Annotated in this window: 19 protein-coding genes; 11 read left to right on the top strand and 8 right to left on the bottom strand. The window is 67.6% G+C overall.

Going from position 1 to position 14471, the window contains the following annotated elements:
* Positions 1-4: 4 nt before the first annotated feature.
* From pgeF to lgt, 3 genes are read right to left on the bottom strand one after another with little or no spacing between them, the layout of a single operon-like run.
* The gene (gene pgeF, locus GGR03_RS07185; RefSeq protein ID WP_183206845.1) at positions 5-814 is read right to left on the bottom strand and encodes a peptidoglycan editing factor PgeF; all 810 of its coding nucleotides are present in this window, start codon (positions 812-814) and stop codon (positions 5-7) included.
* Between the two features lie 33 nt (positions 815-847).
* Positions 848-1951 carry a class I SAM-dependent methyltransferase gene (locus tag GGR03_RS07180; RefSeq protein WP_183206844.1) on the bottom strand — a complete coding sequence of 368 codons (1104 nt, stop codon included), beginning with the start codon at positions 1949-1951 and terminating at the stop codon, positions 848-850.
* Positions 1948-2826: a prolipoprotein diacylglyceryl transferase gene (gene lgt, locus GGR03_RS07175; protein ID WP_183206843.1), complete on the bottom strand. Its 879-nt coding sequence runs from the start codon at positions 2824-2826 to the stop codon at positions 1948-1950. The genes GGR03_RS07180 and lgt overlap by 4 nt, the downstream gene beginning before the upstream one ends.
* A gap of 194 nt (positions 2827-3020) precedes the next feature.
* Here lgt and GGR03_RS07170 point away from each other — a divergent pair, with 194 nt between their 5' ends.
* The 4 genes from GGR03_RS07170 (at position 3021) to GGR03_RS07155 (ending at position 5301) form a co-directional block, all read left to right on the top strand.
* Positions 3021-3335 (top strand): accessory factor UbiK family protein, encoded by a 315-nt coding sequence (locus tag GGR03_RS07170; protein WP_163042343.1) that lies wholly within the window; start codon positions 3021-3023, stop codon positions 3333-3335.
* A gap of 291 nt (positions 3336-3626) precedes the next feature.
* Positions 3627-4127 (top strand): type III secretion system chaperone family protein, encoded by a 501-nt coding sequence (locus GGR03_RS07165; protein WP_183206842.1) that lies wholly within the window; start codon positions 3627-3629, stop codon positions 4125-4127.
* Complete coding sequence (proC, locus tag GGR03_RS07160) at positions 4127-4939, top strand: pyrroline-5-carboxylate reductase (protein WP_183206841.1); 813 nt, start codon at positions 4127-4129, stop codon at positions 4937-4939. The genes GGR03_RS07165 and proC overlap by 1 nt, the downstream gene beginning before the upstream one ends.
* A 5-nt stretch (positions 4940-4944) precedes the next feature.
* Positions 4945-5301: a tRNA-binding protein gene (locus GGR03_RS07155; protein ID WP_183206840.1), complete on the top strand. Its 357-nt coding sequence runs from the start codon at positions 4945-4947 to the stop codon at positions 5299-5301.
* 28 nt (positions 5302-5329) lie between these two features.
* On the opposite strand, the gene GGR03_RS07150 is transcribed toward GGR03_RS07155, so the two are convergent.
* The 3 genes from GGR03_RS07150 to GGR03_RS07140 form a co-directional block, all read right to left on the bottom strand.
* A complete protein-coding gene (locus GGR03_RS07150; protein ID WP_183207073.1) occupies positions 5330-6625 on the bottom strand; it encodes an ATP-binding protein in 1296 nt (431 codons plus the stop codon).
* A gap of 184 nt (positions 6626-6809) precedes the next feature.
* On the bottom strand, positions 6810-7535 hold the full coding sequence (locus GGR03_RS07145) for a response regulator (protein WP_183206839.1): 726 nt from the start codon (positions 7533-7535) through the stop codon (positions 6810-6812).
* On the bottom strand, positions 7532-8074 hold the full coding sequence (locus GGR03_RS07140; protein ID WP_183206838.1) for a MarR family winged helix-turn-helix transcriptional regulator: 543 nt from the start codon (positions 8072-8074) through the stop codon (positions 7532-7534). The genes GGR03_RS07145 and GGR03_RS07140 overlap by 4 nt, the downstream gene beginning before the upstream one ends.
* Positions 8075-8270: 196 nt before the next feature.
* On the opposite strand from GGR03_RS07140, the gene GGR03_RS07135 reads away from it, so the two are divergent.
* The 3 genes from GGR03_RS07135 (at position 8271) to GGR03_RS07125 (ending at position 10667) form a co-directional block, all read left to right on the top strand.
* A complete protein-coding gene (locus tag GGR03_RS07135; protein ID WP_183206837.1) occupies positions 8271-9161 on the top strand; it encodes a branched-chain amino acid aminotransferase in 891 nt (296 codons plus the stop codon).
* A gap of 82 nt (positions 9162-9243) precedes the next feature.
* Positions 9244-9924, top strand: a complete 681-nt coding sequence (locus tag GGR03_RS07130) for a spermine/spermidine synthase domain-containing protein (protein WP_183206836.1) — start codon at positions 9244-9246, stop codon at positions 9922-9924.
* 86 nt (positions 9925-10010) lie between these two features.
* Positions 10011-10667, top strand: coding sequence for an MBL fold metallo-hydrolase (locus GGR03_RS07125; protein WP_183206835.1), 657 nt, complete (start codon positions 10011-10013; stop codon positions 10665-10667).
* A gap of 40 nt (positions 10668-10707) precedes the next feature.
* On the opposite strand, the gene GGR03_RS07120 is transcribed toward GGR03_RS07125, so the two are convergent.
* Entirely contained in the window at positions 10708-11496 is a 789-nt protein-coding gene (locus GGR03_RS07120; protein ID WP_246367624.1) for a BA14K family protein, read from the bottom strand.
* A gap of 182 nt (positions 11497-11678) precedes the next feature.
* The gene (locus GGR03_RS07115; protein ID WP_163042333.1) at positions 11679-11894 is read right to left on the bottom strand and encodes a cold-shock protein; all 216 of its coding nucleotides are present in this window, start codon (positions 11892-11894) and stop codon (positions 11679-11681) included.
* 283 nt (positions 11895-12177) lie between these two features.
* Here GGR03_RS07115 and GGR03_RS07110 point away from each other — a divergent pair, with 283 nt between their 5' ends.
* The 4 genes from GGR03_RS07110 (at position 12178) to GGR03_RS07100 (ending at position 14459) form a co-directional block, all read left to right on the top strand.
* Positions 12178-12810 carry a pyroglutamyl-peptidase I gene (locus tag GGR03_RS07110; RefSeq protein ID WP_183206834.1) on the top strand — a complete coding sequence of 211 codons (633 nt, stop codon included), beginning with the start codon at positions 12178-12180 and terminating at the stop codon, positions 12808-12810.
* Positions 12811-12948: 138 nt separating this feature from the next.
* On the top strand, positions 12949-13296 hold the full coding sequence (locus GGR03_RS07105) for a hypothetical protein (protein ID WP_183206833.1): 348 nt from the start codon (positions 12949-12951) through the stop codon (positions 13294-13296).
* A gap of 76 nt (positions 13297-13372) precedes the next feature.
* Positions 13373-13501: a hypothetical protein gene (locus tag GGR03_RS24580; protein WP_281378957.1), complete on the top strand. Its 129-nt coding sequence runs from the start codon at positions 13373-13375 to the stop codon at positions 13499-13501.
* 121 nt (positions 13502-13622) lie between these two features.
* Positions 13623-14459: a class I SAM-dependent DNA methyltransferase gene (locus tag GGR03_RS07100; protein ID WP_246367622.1), complete on the top strand. Its 837-nt coding sequence runs from the start codon at positions 13623-13625 to the stop codon at positions 14457-14459.
* The last annotated feature ends 12 nt before the right edge of the window (positions 14460-14471 follow it).

The following is a 14471-nucleotide window of genomic DNA, read 5'->3' as shown; positions in this document are numbered from 1 at the left end:
GGTCTCAGTCCCGCAGAGCGATCGCGGAAAGTTGCCGTCCGTAGTCGGGCTCGCCGCGGTGGGTTGTGCGCCGGAAGGAGAAGAAGCGATCCGGTTCGGCATAGGTGCATAGACCGACGAAACTGGCGGCAACGCCGTTCTCGACCAGCCGGGCGACGATGAAGCCGGGAAGGTCGAACTGCCGCTTGTCGGCGGTGCGGCCCGGCGCGAAGAACCGCTCCCGGGTGGCATCGCCGTCCAGGAATTCCTCCATCATCGCGGCCCCGACCTCGTAATTGGGCTGGGTGATGGTCGGCCCCAGCACCGCGGTGATCGATTTGCGCTCGGCGCCGGCCGACTCCATCGCCGCGATGGTGGCCTCGAGGACCCCGCCGAGCGCGCCGCGCCAGCCGGAATGGGCCGCGCCGACGACGCCGTTGCGGGCATCTGCAAACAGGACGGGTCCGCAGTCGGCCGTGACGACGCCGATGGCCAGGCCCGGGCGGCTGGTGACGATGCCGTCGGCCTTGGGGCGCTCGCCCTCGAACGGTCCGTCGACGACGATCACGTCGGGCGAGTGCACCTGCCAGGGCGTGACGAAGTCCCCGTCGCCGATGCCCATATAAGCCATCGCCCGGGCACGGTTCTCGGCGACGCTGCCTCTCTCGTCATCGGATCCGTACCCGACGTTCAATCCCTTGTAGATGCCCCCCGACACCCCGCCGCTTCGGGTGAAGAAGCCGTGCCGTACGGCGGTCGCTGCCCCGAGTTCCGGCGCGCGGACGACGTCGGAATCGGTAAGGCGCACTGCGGGTTCTGATCGGGATTCGGACATGGCGCGGGATGGTGGTCGAGGGCCGGGGGGAAGTCAATCGGCCGCGTCGAGGCCGAAGGGCGGCAGAGGAAACAATTCAGCCGACGCGCACAAGACTTTGAAAAGGCGTCCCATTTCGCCTTTTTCAGGCCCAGCGAGGCGGCGCATCGCCGCTTCGATTGTAGCGCGGTTCTCAGCGTCCGCCGGGGCCCCCAGCGCCTCGGCGCGTTCGCGCAGGCCCAGCGAAAGCAGGAAGGCGCCCTGGGTCGCGACAGGCGAGACAGCGAGACCGCGATCGCGAAAGGCGGCCGCGATCGGGGCGAAATCCACATGGCTGGTGATGTCGCATTCGCCCGGACGATCGAGCGGATCGGCGAAGGCGTGGCCGTGGACGGCCTGGAGGGTGTCGCCAAAGCCGGTGGCGGCGTGGCCGTAATCGATGAACAGGCCGGCGCCGCCATTGCGGGCGAGCCGTTCCGCCAGTTCGGCGGCTAGCGCCTCGCGGGCCGGCGACCATTCGAGCACGGCGCCGGCCAGCGGCGACGCGCCGGCCACCCGCACTTCCGGCAGGTCGTTGGCTCGACGGGTGAGAACGAACTCGAAGCGGCCGCTGCCGGAGATGGCGACGCAGCGCTCGCGCCAGGCCTCGCCATCGAAGACGAACTGGCGCATCGCGATGGCGTCGAAGAGCTCGTTGGCGATGATGATCGCGGGCGTCGCCTCCAGCTCCCGGATCTGGCGCAGCCGGCGGATCGGCAGGTCGAAGCGCTCCAGGGTGGCGACCTGCACCGCGGCCAGCCGGTCGCTCGTCTCGACGAGCCGGACCGTCACCGCCCGCATGCAGTTCGGTGCGATCCTGGCAATGGTGCGCAGCATGTCGGCCATCAGCGTGCCGCGGCCGGGCCCGATCTCCGCGAGCAGGAAGGGCGTCGGTGCTCCCAGCGCCCGCCATGACGCCACCACCCAGGCGCCGATCAGCTCGCCGAACATCTGGCTGACTTCGGGGGCGGTGATGAAGTCGCCGGTGCGCCCGAAGGGCTCGCGGCTGGTGTAGTAGCCGTGCTCGCGATCGAACAAGGCGATGTTCCAGTAGCGATCGAGCCCGATCGGACCTTCGGCCTCGATCGTCGCGGCAATCTTCCGTGCCAGCGGGTTCACGGCCGCGCGGCGTCCTGTTCCGTCACCGGGTCGACGGGAGGGGCATAGGCCCGCGGCTTGGCGGTCGCCATCGCCCAGATGCCGATCACCAGCATCGGGAAGGAGAGGATCATTCCCATGGTCATCCAGCCGCCGAAGAGGTAGCCGAGTTGCACGTCGGGCATGCGGAAGAACTCGACGAATATCCGGGCGCAGCCATAGCCGAAGATGAACAGGCCGGCGGTGAAGCGCGGCCGCTGCAGCGTCTTGAAGTGGTGCGTGGCGATGCGCAGCACGATGAACAGGACGACGCCCTCGAGCAGCGCCTCGTAGAGCTGGCTCGGATGGCGCGGCAGCGGTCCGGCTTCCGGGAAGGCCATTGCCCATGGCACGGTGGACGGAGCGCCCCAGAGCTCGCCATTGATGAAGTTCGCGATCCGGCCGAAGAACAGGCCGAAGGGCACCGAGGCCGCGACGACGTCGGTCAGGCTCCACAGCGGCACCTTGCGCACCCGGCAGAAGATCGCGATGGCGACGACGACGCCGAGCAGGCCGCCATGGAATGCCATGCCCCCCTCCCAGACCCGGAAGATCGCCAGCGGGTCCTCCGCGTAGCGGGCGAAATCGTAGAACAGCACCGATCCGAAGCGTCCGCCGATGACGATGCCGATGGTGATGTAGAGGATGAAGTCGTCGATGTCGGTCTTGGTGAAGGGCGAGACGCCGTTCGCCCACAAGCGCGGATTGCCGGCTAGATACCGCCCGTAGAGCCAGCCGCAGAGGATGCCCGCCACGTAGGAAAGACCGTACCAGCGCAGCTGGATCGGCCCGAGATCGAGGAAGACAGGATCGATCTGCGGATAGGTGAGTACGCCGAAGAAGGGAAGGGTAAGCATCGGGCCGCCATTGTCTGGTCGCCGGCGCCGGGCGCCGCGGGAAGGCGGCGCGACATTGGCCAGAGCTTGCCGCGGGGGTCAAGGCGATAGCGGCATGGACGGCTTCGGGCTTGCCGCCATTGCCTTCGCCCCGGCCCGTCTCTACCTCCGGGTCATACCCAACGCGCGCGAGGGCGCCAGAACGGAGATTCTCCATGTCCAGTACAGGCCCCGGCCGGCAAGGCCCGAACCGCATGCTCGACGAGTTCGCGCGGATGATGACCGATGCCGCCGGCGCCGCCCAGGGCGTGCGGCGCGAGATGGAGACCATGTTCCGCGCCCAGGGCGAACGGCTGATGAACCAGATGGACATCGTCCAGCGCGAGGAGTTCGAGGCGGTTCGCGACATGGCGGCGAAGGCCCGGACCGAGAACGAGACGCTGAAGCGCCGGCTGGCCGATCTGGAGGCGAAGATCGCCAATCTGCCGGGCGCTGCTTCCGGTTCGGAGACGACGCAGAGCCAGGGCTGAGGTTCTCCACAGGCTTTCAACAGCTTTTCCCCGCCGACGCATTGGCGTCGGTCGGGGCGGAAAGCGCTTTGCGGCGAGTCGCTTAAGACTCGCCGTCGATGCGGCGCACGAGCCGCAAAATCCGATCAATGGTGAATAAACCGTTCACGCCCTTAGCGCGAAGACTCCCGGTCTATATGCTGATTCATAAGGGTGATTCGGCGCCGGTCGGCATCGGGCACCCAGCTTTGTAGGGGTGTCGGAGCGGACCGACCCTCCCCGAAGCGGATACGGGGACGCCGGGGCGAACGAATGAATCTGACCGACTATGCAAGTTTGCGGCAATCCAACCCGGTCGATGTGATCGAGTGGGTGGCCGCGTCGCGGGAATGGGCCTTCGAGCGCTCCTGCGACGACGAGATCGCCGTCGCGGTGGCCGGCGTCTGGACCGACTATGCCGTCTCCTTCTCCTGGCTGGAGAATATCGAGGCGCTGCATCTCGGTTGCGCCTTCGACCTGAAGATCCCGGCACATCGGCGCGCCGAGGTGCTGCAGCTCCTGGCCAAGATCAACGAGACGCTGCTGGTCGGCCATTTCGACCTCTGGCAGCAGGAGGGCGCGGTGATGTTCCGTCACGCCCTGCTGCTGTCCGGCGGGGCCGAGCCGACCAGCCAGCAGGCCGAGCGGATGCTGGCCATGGCGCTGGAAAGCTGCGAGCGCTTCTACCAGGCCTTCCAGTTCGTCATCTGGGCCGACAAGCCCGCCGACGAGGCGATGGCCTGCGCGATCTTCGAGACGGCGGGAGAAGCCTGATGGCGATCACCGAGCGCATCCTCCTGCTCGGTGGCGGCAACATGGGTGCCGCGATGCTGGCGGGCTGGCTGGACAAGGGTGTCGACCCGGCGAAGGTCACGGTCGTCGACCCCCGGATCGGCGAGACGCTGCGGCCGCTCGTCGAGGAGCGGGGCGTCCGCCACGCCGTTACGGTCCCGGCGGAGACCTTCGACGTCGTCGTCCTGGCGGTGAAGCCGCAGATGATGGGCGAGGCGCTGGCGCCACTGCGCGCCGCGCTGGCGCCGGACACGATCGTCATCTCCGTCGCCGCCGGCACCACCATCGCGTCGATCGAGGCCGGCATCGGCGAGCGCGCCGTGGTGCGCGCCATGCCCAACACACCGGCGCTGATCGGCCGCGGCATCACCGGCGCCTTCGCCAACGCCCGCGTCGACGAGGCCGGCCGGGCGCTGGCGGATGCGCTGCTGGCCGCCAGCGGGTCGGTCGAATGGGTCGACCGCGAGGAGCTGATCGACGCCGTCACCGGCGTGTCGGGCAGCGGTCCTGCCTATGTCTTCCATCTCGCCGAGTGCCTTGCCGAGGCCGGCGTCGCCGCCGGCTTGCCGGCCGACCTCGCGATGCGCCTCGCCCGCTATACGGTGGCCGGGGCCGGGGAGCTGATGATCCGCTCGCCCGAGACGCCGGAGAAGCTTCGCCGCAACGTCACCTCGCCGAACGGCACGACGCAGGCGGCGCTGGACGTGCTGATGGCCGAGGACGGGCTGGCGCCGCTGATGCGGCGCGCGGTGCTGGCCGCCCGCGACCGCTCCGCGGCTTTGGCGAAGGAATAAGGCTGATGGCGACGGAAGAACCGGCGGCCGAGATCGCGTTCGCGGACTTCATGAAGGTCGACATCCGGGTCGGCACGGTGGTCGAGGCGGCGCCGTTCCCTGAGGCGCGCAAGCCCGCCTACCGGCTGGTCATCGATTTCGGCGAGACGATCGGCCGGAAGAAGTCCTCCGCCCAGATCACCACCCACTACACGCCGGAAACCCTGATCGGCCGCAAGGTGGTCGCCGTGGTCAATTTCCCGCCGCGCCAGATCGGCCCGATGCGCTCGGAAGTGCTGACGCTGGGCGTGCCCGACGCCGACGGCGAGGTGGTGCTGCTGCAGCCGAGCCACGACGTCCCGAACGGCGGCCGGATGTTCTGAACCGCGCGGCCGGCTGAACGCCCCGCCCTCAGGCCGGGATACGCACCAGCGCCCGCAGGCCGCCGAGCTTGCTGTCGGACAACAGGATGTCGCCGCCATGGCTGCGGGCGATGTCGCGGGCGATGGCGAGCCCCAGCCCGGTGCCGCCGCTGTCGATGTTGCGGGCGGTATCGAGCCGCACGAACGGCTTGAATACTTCCTCGCGCTGCTCCGCCGCGATGCCCGGACCGTCGTCCTCGACGCTCACCGTCAGCCAGCGTCCCTCGTGGCTGGCGCGGATCCGTACCCTGGTGCCGTGCCGCATGGCGTTGGCAACGAGATTGGTGATCATCCGCGCGAAGGAGTCCGGCCGCACCGCGATGCGCGGGTCGCCGACGATGTCGACGGAGATCTGCCGTCCCTGCAGCTTGGCGTCGTTGTGGAATTTGCCGAGCATCTGGGCGAGGTCGCATTCGCCGACATCCTCGCCGGCCTCGTCCTTGGCGAAGGCGAGATAGCCCTCCAGCATTCGCTGCATCTCGTCGACGTCTTGATTCAGTTCGTCCTGGTCCTCGCCCTCGCCGAGCAGCGCCAGCTGCAGCCGGAAGCGCGTCAGGATGGTGCGCAGATCGTGGCTGACGCCGGTCAGCATCGCCGTCCGCTGCTCCATCTGCCGTTCGATGCGGTCGCGCATCTGGATGAAGGCGAGCGAAGCGCGCCGCACCTCCGAGGCGCCGCGCGGCCGGAAGTCGCTCGGCATCGGCTGGCCGCGCCCGAACCCTTCGGCGGCGGCGGCCAGCGCCTGGATCGGGCGGATCTGGTTGCGGAGGAACAGGATGGCGATGATCATCAGCACCAGCGACGTGCCGACCATCCAGACCAGGAATATGTGGGTGTTCGAGGCGTAGGCGGAGTTCCGCGGCGCGAACACCCGCAGGACCTTGTCGGCGAGCTGGATGCGGATCTCGACGATCTTCGAGTTACCCACCGTGTCGATCCAGAATGGCCGGCCGATCTGCCGCGTCACCTCCTCGCTGAGGATCCCGTCGAGAATGTTGAAGAACGGCTTCGGCGCCGGCGCGGGCAGGGGCTCCGGCGCCAGGATGCTGACATTGAGGCCGAGATGCTCGCGGGCGATGCGCACGATGTCGCTGTTGTCGGCGCCGGCGGGGCGCTCTTCCACCATGGCGGTGATCGCGGCGATGTCCTGCACCACCGATTCCGACAGCCGCTTGGTTACCAGCTGCCAGTGCCGTTCCATGAACACCACCGTCACGACGCTCTGCAGGATCACCACCGGCGCGATGATGATGATCAGCGAGCGGGCGTAGAGGCCGGTCGGCATGTAGCGCTGGACGATGCGCGGGATGTGCCGCAGCGGGCCGCGCCAGATCCGGATGCTCGGCAGGTGCCAGCCGTAGCGGCGGCCGCGCGGCAACCTGTCGAGCCACGTTTTCCACCAGGGCCGGCCGTCCGGGCGGCGCGGCGGTCTGTGCTGGATGAGGCGCTCGATCAGGGTCACTTGCGTCTCAGTCGACGTTCAGGCGGTAGCCGATGCCGCGCACGGTCTGCAGCCAGAGCGGATTGGCCGGGTCGCTCTCGATCTTGCGGCGCAGGCGGTTGATCTGGACGTCGACCGTACGCTCGCCGACCTCGGTCTCGTCGCCGAGCAGTTCCTGGCGCTGGATCGTCTCGCCGGCCTTGCTGGCGAACAGCGTCATGATCTCCTGTTCGCGGTCGGTGAGGCGGATGATCTCGGGACCCCGCTTCAGCTCGCGCCGCGAAAGGCTGAAATTATACGGCCCGAAGCGCACGTGTTCGAGTTTCTGGACCGGCGCGGGCGAACCGCGCTTGAGGATGTTGGTGATGCGCAGCAGGAGTTCGCGCGGGTCGAAGGGTTTGGGCAGATAGTCGTCGGCACCGGCCTCGAGCCCCTCGATGCGCTGCTCGGTTTCCGACCGGGCGGTGAGCATCAGCACCGGCGCGGTGCGGGTCTCGCGCAGTGAGCGCACCAGGTCGATGCCGTTCTCGCCGGGCATCATCACGTCGACGACGAGCAGGTCGAAATCCAGTCCGCCAAGGATCTTGCGGGCCTCCGCAGCATTCGCCGCCACGGACACGCGAAAGCGCTTCTCGGTCAGAAAGCGCGACAGCAGCGAACGGATGCGGCGGTCGTCGTCGATGATCAGGATGTGCGGGGCATCGTCGCCGAGCGGCTCGATGTCTGTCTTTGTCGCGATGGCAGCGTCGGTCATGCCGGATCTTTCCTGTCGATGCCCTGCTTCTTGAACCATTCCTGCGTCGCCCTGCGGTCGGAGGCCATCTGCATCAGGAAACTTCCGATCGGCGCGGCGTCGTTGGGCGCCGTGGTGCCGAGCGCCGCGTCGATGCGGCGGGACTGGGCCCGCGAGAGTTCAAGCGTCAGATCGCGGCCCTTCTGGGTCGGGTAGAGGCAGCGCTGGCGGCGATCCTCGGCACCGGGCATCTGCCTGACGAAGCCTTCCTCGATCAGCTGCCGCAGGACGCGCGACAGCGACTGCTTGGTGATCTGCAACAGTTCGAGCAGGTCGGCAATGGTCATGCCGGGATCGCGATTGACGAAATGCAGGATGCGGTGATGCGCCCGGCCGAAGCCGTATTGCTCCAGGATCGAGTCCGCGTCGGCCGTGAACTCGCGATAGGCGAAGAACAGCAGCTCGATCATGCGGAAATCCAGATCGCCCCGCGTGGGCAGGGGATCGCGGACGATCACGGCGCTGGCGTCCGGTGCCTTCGCAGGCGGAGAAATTTCCATGATAATAGGTCAGCACCATTGACGTAATTTGGGTCTATTGTTACACCGGCGAGCATAGAGGGGAAACCGCCGCCTTCTACGGTCTCTGCATCCGGCGCTGTTGCCCGATCGCACATTGACGACGATCGATCGGCGACGGACATTCGACGCAACAATAAACGATCAGGGAGGACGCCTTGATGGCGTCGCGCAAACGATGAGCAATGTTCCCTTCGACCAGCTGGACGGCGAGATCTGGTTCAATGGCGAGTTCCTTCCCTGGAAGGACGCGAAGATCCATGTGCTGACGCACGGCCTGCATTATGCGAGCGCCGTCTTCGAGGGCGAGCGGGCCTATGGCGGCACGGTCTTCAAGCTGCGCGAGCACACCGAGCGGCTGATCGAGTCCGGCCGTCTGCTGGGCTTCCAGATCCCCTACAGCGCCGATGCGATCGACGCGGCGACCAACGAGCTTCTGGAGCGCCAGGGCTTTTCCGACGCTTATGTCCGGCCGATCGCTTTCCGCGGCTCGGAGATGATGGGTGTCTCGGCGCAGAAGAACCGCATCAACGTCGCCATCGCCATCTGGCAGTGGCCGAGCTATTTCGATCCCGAGCAGCGGATGAAGGGCATCCGCCTCGACCTCGCCGAATATCGCCGTCCCGATCCGCGCACCGCGCCTTCCAAGGCCAAGGCGACCGGGCTCTACATGATCTGCACGATCTCCAAGCATGCAGCCGAGGCCAAGGGCTACGCCGACGCGCTGATGCTCGACTGGCGCGAGCAGGTGGCCGAGGCAACCGGCGCCAACGTGTTCTTCGTCAAGGACGGCGTCATCCACACCCCGCTGGCCGACTGCTTCCTCGACGGCATCACCCGCCGCACCGTCATCGCGCTGGCGAAACGCCGGGGCATCGAGGTGCAGGAGCGGGCGATCCTCCCTGCCGAACTCGCCGATTTCGACGAGTGCTTCCTCTGCGGGACCGCGGCGGAAGTCACGCCGGTGTCCGAGATTGCCGACTGGCGCTTCACGCCCGGCGCAACGACCCGCCAGCTGGTCGAGGACTACGCCAACGAAGTGCAGCCGCTCCGCGCGGCGGCGGAGTAGGCGTGGCTGGCATCCCCATCTTGCGTGCCGGGTCTTCCCGGCACGCCAAGGCTTGCGGTCCTGCTACGCGCCATAACCGGCCGTGATCCCCTGGGAGCACATCGACAGCACGCCGGTGCCGGGTGGCAGCGGCGAGCTGCGCCTGATGCGGCGGGCCGCCGAGTTCTCGATCATGCTCGGCGGCACCGAGCTGATGAACAGCCGGCTGAGCGGATCCGAGGAAGCCCTGGCGCGGCTCTCGCTGGCGCAGATCCCCGGCCGCCCGCAAACGTCGGTGCTCGTCGGCGGGCTCGGCATGGGCTTCACCCTTCGCGCCTTGCTGGCGGCGATGGAGCCGGACGCGCAGATCACCGTCTCCGAGCTCGTGCCGGCCGTCGTCGAGTGGGCGCGGGGGCCGATGGCCTCGATCTTCCAGGGATGCCTCGACGACCCGCGCGTGACGATCGCGGTGGAGGATGTCGCCGACTGCATCGCCAAGGCACCTTCGACCTATGACGCGATCATTCTCGACGTCGACAACGGCCCGCAGGGACTGACCAGCCGCGAAAACGACCGCCTCTACACCGTCGCGGGCCTTGGTGCGGCGCGCGCCGCCCTGCGGCCGGGCGGCGTCCTTTCCGTCTGGTCGTCAGGCCCCGACAGCTACTTCACCGGCCGCCTGCGGCAGGCGGGTTTCGTCGTCGAGGAAGCGCGCGTGCGTGCGAGCAGCAGGGGCCGCGGCGCGCGGCACGTCATCTGGCTGGCCCTGCGGCCGTACAGCTGAGGCTGCTGCGCCGCGGCGTTGCACGGCCTTCCATGGCCCGCTATGCGTCCGGGCAGGCCAATTCAGTGGCCGTCCCACGACGCGGCATGGAAGGCCTCTCCTTGACCCAGCTCAGCGCCCAGATCGTTCCGGTGACGCCCTTCCAGCAGAATTGCTGCATCCTCTTCGACGTGGAGGAGAAGGTTGGCGTCGTTATCGATCCGGGCGGTGACGTCGATCGCATCGTGGCGGCCATCACCGCGTCAGGCGTCCGGATCGAGGCGATCTGGCTGACCCACGGCCATATCGACCATGCCGGCGGCGCGATGGACCTCAAGGACCGGCTCGGCGTCGAGATCATCGGCCCGCACGTGGCGGACGAGTTCCTGCTCGCCGGGCTTGCCGACCAGGCCAGGATGTTCGGCGTCGGTGGCGCGGTCCGCAACTGCACGCCGGATCGCTGGCTGGAGGAGGGCGACGTGCTCGGCTTCGCCGGCCATCGCTTCGAGGTGCTGCATACGCCCGGCCACGCGCCGGGCCACGTGGTGTTCTTCGATCGCGAGGCGAAATTCCTGCATGCCGGCGACGTCCTGTTCGCCGGCTCGATCGGCCGTACCGACCTGCCGGGCGGCGACCATGCGGCACTGATCCGGTCCATCAAGGACAAGGTCCTGCCGCTCGGCGACGACGTGGGCTTCCTCTGCGGTCACGGACCCGGCGGGCGGCTCGGCGACGAGCGCCGCACGAACCCGTTCCTCAACTGAGTCTCGGCCGCCCGGAGCGCCGGGCCGCACCGGCTGAGTGCTAATCGTCGCCGGTGCAGAAGCGGCTTCGTCCGTCGTTGCCGCGATACGTACCGAAATCCGGGTCGAAGCTCGAATAGGCGCGCGAGCACCAGGACAGCCACCCTGGCGACCATGGTTCCAGCACCTCGGACGGCTCGTCGGCGGACCGGCCGATCGCGCCGGTGGCGGTGCGGTCGTAATCCTGCGCGATGCGAATGATCTTCGCGCCGCCGGCATGGATCACCTCGATCCCTGACGCCGGGATCGGGCGCCGATCGAGGCTCTCGCTGGCGACGTCGATGACCTTGGGACCTTCGGCGAGGCCCACTGGGCCGAAGTCCAACGAAACCGGCAGGGTCGGCAGATGCCGCCGGTCGCCCAGGTCGGAATAAACGACGGTGAACGAGCCGCTTGTCCGATGGGTGAAACGGGCCGGAAGCGGGTCGTGCCAGCCGCGATCGCGGGCGGGTCGCCGGAACTTCAGCGTCCGCAGCTTCCGGTCGGGGCCGGAAATGCCGCCGCCATCCTCGAGGAATTCTTCCCGCTCGTCGGTGAAATAGACGTCCGGGTCGGTGCTGATGCCGCCCCCGCCATCGAGGAAATCGTCGTCATCGCCGAATTGGTCGAACAGCGGCGCCGGCGGGACGAAGCGGCCATCGCCGCGACGGCTTCGGTCCACGTCGCGCTCTCGCGAAACGTCGTAGCTGTCCTGCGCTTCTGGGAACCGGTCTTCGGACATCGCCCGGCCGTTGAGCAGCGCCAGGAACATAAGCGCTCCACCGGCGAGCAGGCATCTGGATCGAAACATGGCAAGCTCCCGTCTCGCATGAGATGTTCGGGAAGAACCCTGCAGGGTCCGTGCCAAGTGATTCCGTTCCATAATGAAACAGGATCACGGCCTGTGCCGGGGGAAAAGCCCGCCGCTGGTCCGCGGCGGGCAATCCCAAACTTATTCGCCGTTGCGCCCTGCGGTAGCAGGTGCCGGTAGCTTCAGCTGGCGGACTGCAGGTTGACGGCCTTCGGCCCCTTGCCCCGCTTGTCGGGTTCGGTATCGAAGGAAACCTTCTGGTTTTCCTCCAGCCCCGGCAGGCCCGATGCCTGCACGGCGGAGATGTGGACAAAGATATCAGCCCCACCATTGTCGGGCTTGATGAATCCGAAGCCCTTCTCGGTGTTGAAGAATTTGACCGTCCCGGTTTGTGCCATCGTCGGAATCCTCATCCTGGCATTACGTGTCGCCGTCTGGCGGTGGCAGGCAAGTCTTGACTAGGATAGGAACCGATACATCGCAGGACAGCACTCTCGCACGGCCCGCCCGGGAGATGCGCCCCCGATACGCAATTCGTCCTTGACCCGTGTTCGCGAAATTGCCCGAACCTTCTTTCAATGATATCCCGCCGCAAGATTGGCAAGCAAAACTTTGTCGATCTGCTTCACGTTTCGTTTCGGGACAGGCCTCGTTCCCCCTTTTCGGTGTCGCTTACCTAGCATGACCCTATTAGTCGCCGGCTTCTCTTCCTTCCCCGGCGCGCCGGACAACCCCACCGAGTATCTGGTGCGGGCGCTTGCCACGGACGACGACGCGGGCGGGGACCTTGCGACCGTGGTGCTGCCGGTCGATTGGGAGCGAAGCTGGCCGGTGCTGGAGGCTGCGATCGTCGCGGCGAAAGCCGATACCGTTCTCCTCTTCGGCCTGCATCGACGCGCCGAGCGGCTGCGGATCGAGCTTTTGGCGCGGAATCGGCGCGAGCTGGGCCAGGTCGATGCCGCGGGTGGCTTTCCCTCCGGCCCCGCCGTGCTGGACGGCGCCGAAACGATCCCCCTGGCATTGCCCTGGCGCGATGTGGCGCGGACGCTGCGCGAGGCGAGGGTGTCGTTCGAATGGTCGACCAATGCCGGCGCCTATCTCTGCAACGACACGCTCTATCGCCTGGCGTTCCATGCCGGCCGGCTCGGCGTCGCCCGCTTCGGCTTCTTCCACGCCCCCCTCACCGACGAGCTGGTCGCCCTGTCACCAGCCGAGCCTAGCCCGGAGATCTTCTGCAGCCTTGCGGCCGTCGATCTCGAGCGCGCCGCGCGGCACCTGATCGCCACGCTTTCGAGAGCCGCACCGTCGGCCTGAAGCCATGACGGCGCGTGCCTTGCCCGTCCATTCGTGGATCTCGCTGACGGGAACGTGAGGGATCGGGCAATCCCCGAGGGGCGTTTTGCCGCCAACATGTTCGCGTGACCGTTGCGCGCGCCAACCCGGAGAGCTTCGATGTCGCTTCGTCTTCCCACGATCCTCGTTTCACTGGCCTTCGCCGTCTCGCCGGCTATCGGGCAGACGGCTGTGCCGCAGGATGCGCCCATCCCGCAGGACGGGGTGCTCATTCAGGAAGGACCGGGCCTCCCGATCGAAGACCAGATCGATACGGGCGGGCTGCCCGGCGTGGATTTCGACGACGCCGGAGAGGACAGTCCGGTGCGCGGCCCCGGCGGCTTGCAGAACAATACCGGCGCGGTCGGCACCAATGCTCCCGACACGTCCGGTTACAACCCGGAACCCCTGGAAACGCCGCTGCCGGACGACGAGGGCCTGCCGCTGTCAACGCCGCTGCCGCAGTGACCGATGCCGTCGGCTCCGGCATCGGTGCAAATACGGGAAGGCTGTTGCGCTGCACGACTGTTAGCCGGAGATGCAAATGACAGTATCGCGCCTCTCCACCCAAGCAACGGACCGATGCGCGACGGGTTCAAACAGCGAAGAGGCGACGACGCCCTCGGGCGGCATCGTGCCTGGCCAGACCGATGATGGCGGCCAGTCCAACTGATCGGACTCACCAGAGACATGCAGAAGGCCGCCTCCGGGCGGCCTTTTGGCGTCTGGAGCCGTGCCGGCGAGAACCATCGGCTTTCATCCCGCCGCATCCCGCCGTAAGGAGGGCGCAGGCGATGATGACGGAGCGGATGATGGCTGGCGGGTTCGACGAAGAGGCCTTGGCCGAGGCGTACAACCGGGCGCTGAGGCTGGAGAAGGCCGGCGAGGCGGCCGGGGCGGCGGGAGCGTATCGCGAGTGCCTGGCCCTCGATCCGGACGATCACGGCGGCGCGGCGATCCGGCTGGCGGCGCTCGGGCAGGGCGAGACGCCGGCCTCGGCCGGCGACGCCTATGTCGCCACCCTGTTCGACCAGCACGCCGACGCCTTCGAGGACATTCTCGTCAGGCAGTTGCAGTACGGCGTACCCGCCCTGATTGCCGAGCGGCTGGCGGAGATCGCGCCCGGCCCCTACCGGCGGATGCTCGATCTCGGCTGCGGCACCGGGCTTGCCGGCGAGGCGCTGGCCGATCGGGCGGAGACCATCATCGGCGTCGATCTTTCCGAAGGCATGATCGAGATCTGTTTCGACAAGGGCGTCCACGACCAGCTGTTCATCGGCGAGGCGGTCGGCTTCCTCGAGGATTTCGACGAGGAGGAACCGTTCGATCTCGTCGTGGCGGCGGACGTGCTGCCCTATCTCGGCGACCTCGACCCGCTGTTCGCCGGCGCTGCGCAGCGGATGGCCGGCGGCGGCATCCTCGCCTTCTCGACCGAGACGCTTTCCGACGAAGCGTTCGGCGCCCGCGATTTCATGGTCGGGCCGCACCAGCGCTTCCACCATCGGGCGCGCTATGTGCAGGACCGGCTCGAAGCGCACGGCTTCGACACGCTGAGCTGCGAGGACATCACGGTGCGCTGGCAGGAGGGCCAGAAGGCGCCGGGCCACCTGGTCCTGGCCAGGCGGCGCTGATCGCTTGAAACG

The organism is Aurantimonas endophytica (assembly GCF_014196845.1).
GTDB lineage: Bacteria > Pseudomonadota > Alphaproteobacteria > Rhizobiales > Rhizobiaceae > Aurantimonas > Aurantimonas endophytica.
This window is presented reverse-complemented; position numbering and strand designations above follow the sequence as displayed.

What these genes read in the sequence shown, in the direction of transcription:
- pgeF (WP_183206845.1), bottom strand. Translation starts at nt 814, where the DNA reads ATGTCCGAATCCCGATCAGAACCCGCAGTGCGCCTTACCGATTCCGAC.
- lgt (WP_183206843.1), bottom strand. Translation starts at nt 2,826, where the DNA reads ATGCTTACCCTTCCCTTCTTCGGCGTACTCACCTATCCGCAGATCGAT.
- GGR03_RS07170 (WP_163042343.1), top strand. Translation starts at nt 3,021, where the DNA reads ATGTCCAGTACAGGCCCCGGCCGGCAAGGCCCGAACCGCATGCTCGAC.
- GGR03_RS07165 (WP_183206842.1), top strand. Translation starts at nt 3,627, where the DNA reads ATGAATCTGACCGACTATGCAAGTTTGCGGCAATCCAACCCGGTCGAT.
- proC (WP_183206841.1), top strand. Translation starts at nt 4,127, where the DNA reads ATGGCGATCACCGAGCGCATCCTCCTGCTCGGTGGCGGCAACATGGGT.
- GGR03_RS07155 (WP_183206840.1), top strand. Translation starts at nt 4,945, where the DNA reads ATGGCGACGGAAGAACCGGCGGCCGAGATCGCGTTCGCGGACTTCATG.
- GGR03_RS07150 (WP_183207073.1), bottom strand. Translation starts at nt 6,625, where the DNA reads ATGCCGACCGGCCTCTACGCCCGCTCGCTGATCATCATCATCGCGCCG.
- GGR03_RS07145 (WP_183206839.1), bottom strand. Translation starts at nt 7,535, where the DNA reads ATGACCGACGCTGCCATCGCGACAAAGACAGACATCGAGCCGCTCGGC.
- GGR03_RS07140 (WP_183206838.1), bottom strand. Translation starts at nt 8,074, where the DNA reads ATGGAAATTTCTCCGCCTGCGAAGGCACCGGACGCCAGCGCCGTGATC.
- GGR03_RS07135 (WP_183206837.1), top strand. Translation starts at nt 8,271, where the DNA reads ATGAGCAATGTTCCCTTCGACCAGCTGGACGGCGAGATCTGGTTCAAT.
- GGR03_RS07125 (WP_183206835.1), top strand. Translation starts at nt 10,011, where the DNA reads ATGGAAGGCCTCTCCTTGACCCAGCTCAGCGCCCAGATCGTTCCGGTG.
- GGR03_RS07120 (WP_246367624.1), bottom strand. Translation starts at nt 11,496, where the DNA reads ATGTTTCGATCCAGATGCCTGCTCGCCGGTGGAGCGCTTATGTTCCTG.
- GGR03_RS07115 (WP_163042333.1), bottom strand. Translation starts at nt 11,894, where the DNA reads ATGGCACAAACCGGGACGGTCAAATTCTTCAACACCGAGAAGGGCTTC.
- GGR03_RS07110 (WP_183206834.1), top strand. Translation starts at nt 12,178, where the DNA reads ATGACCCTATTAGTCGCCGGCTTCTCTTCCTTCCCCGGCGCGCCGGAC.
- GGR03_RS07105 (WP_183206833.1), top strand. Translation starts at nt 12,949, where the DNA reads ATGTCGCTTCGTCTTCCCACGATCCTCGTTTCACTGGCCTTCGCCGTC.
- GGR03_RS24580 (WP_281378957.1), top strand. Translation starts at nt 13,373, where the DNA reads ATGACAGTATCGCGCCTCTCCACCCAAGCAACGGACCGATGCGCGACG.
- GGR03_RS07100 (WP_246367622.1), top strand. Translation starts at nt 13,623, where the DNA reads ATGATGACGGAGCGGATGATGGCTGGCGGGTTCGACGAAGAGGCCTTG.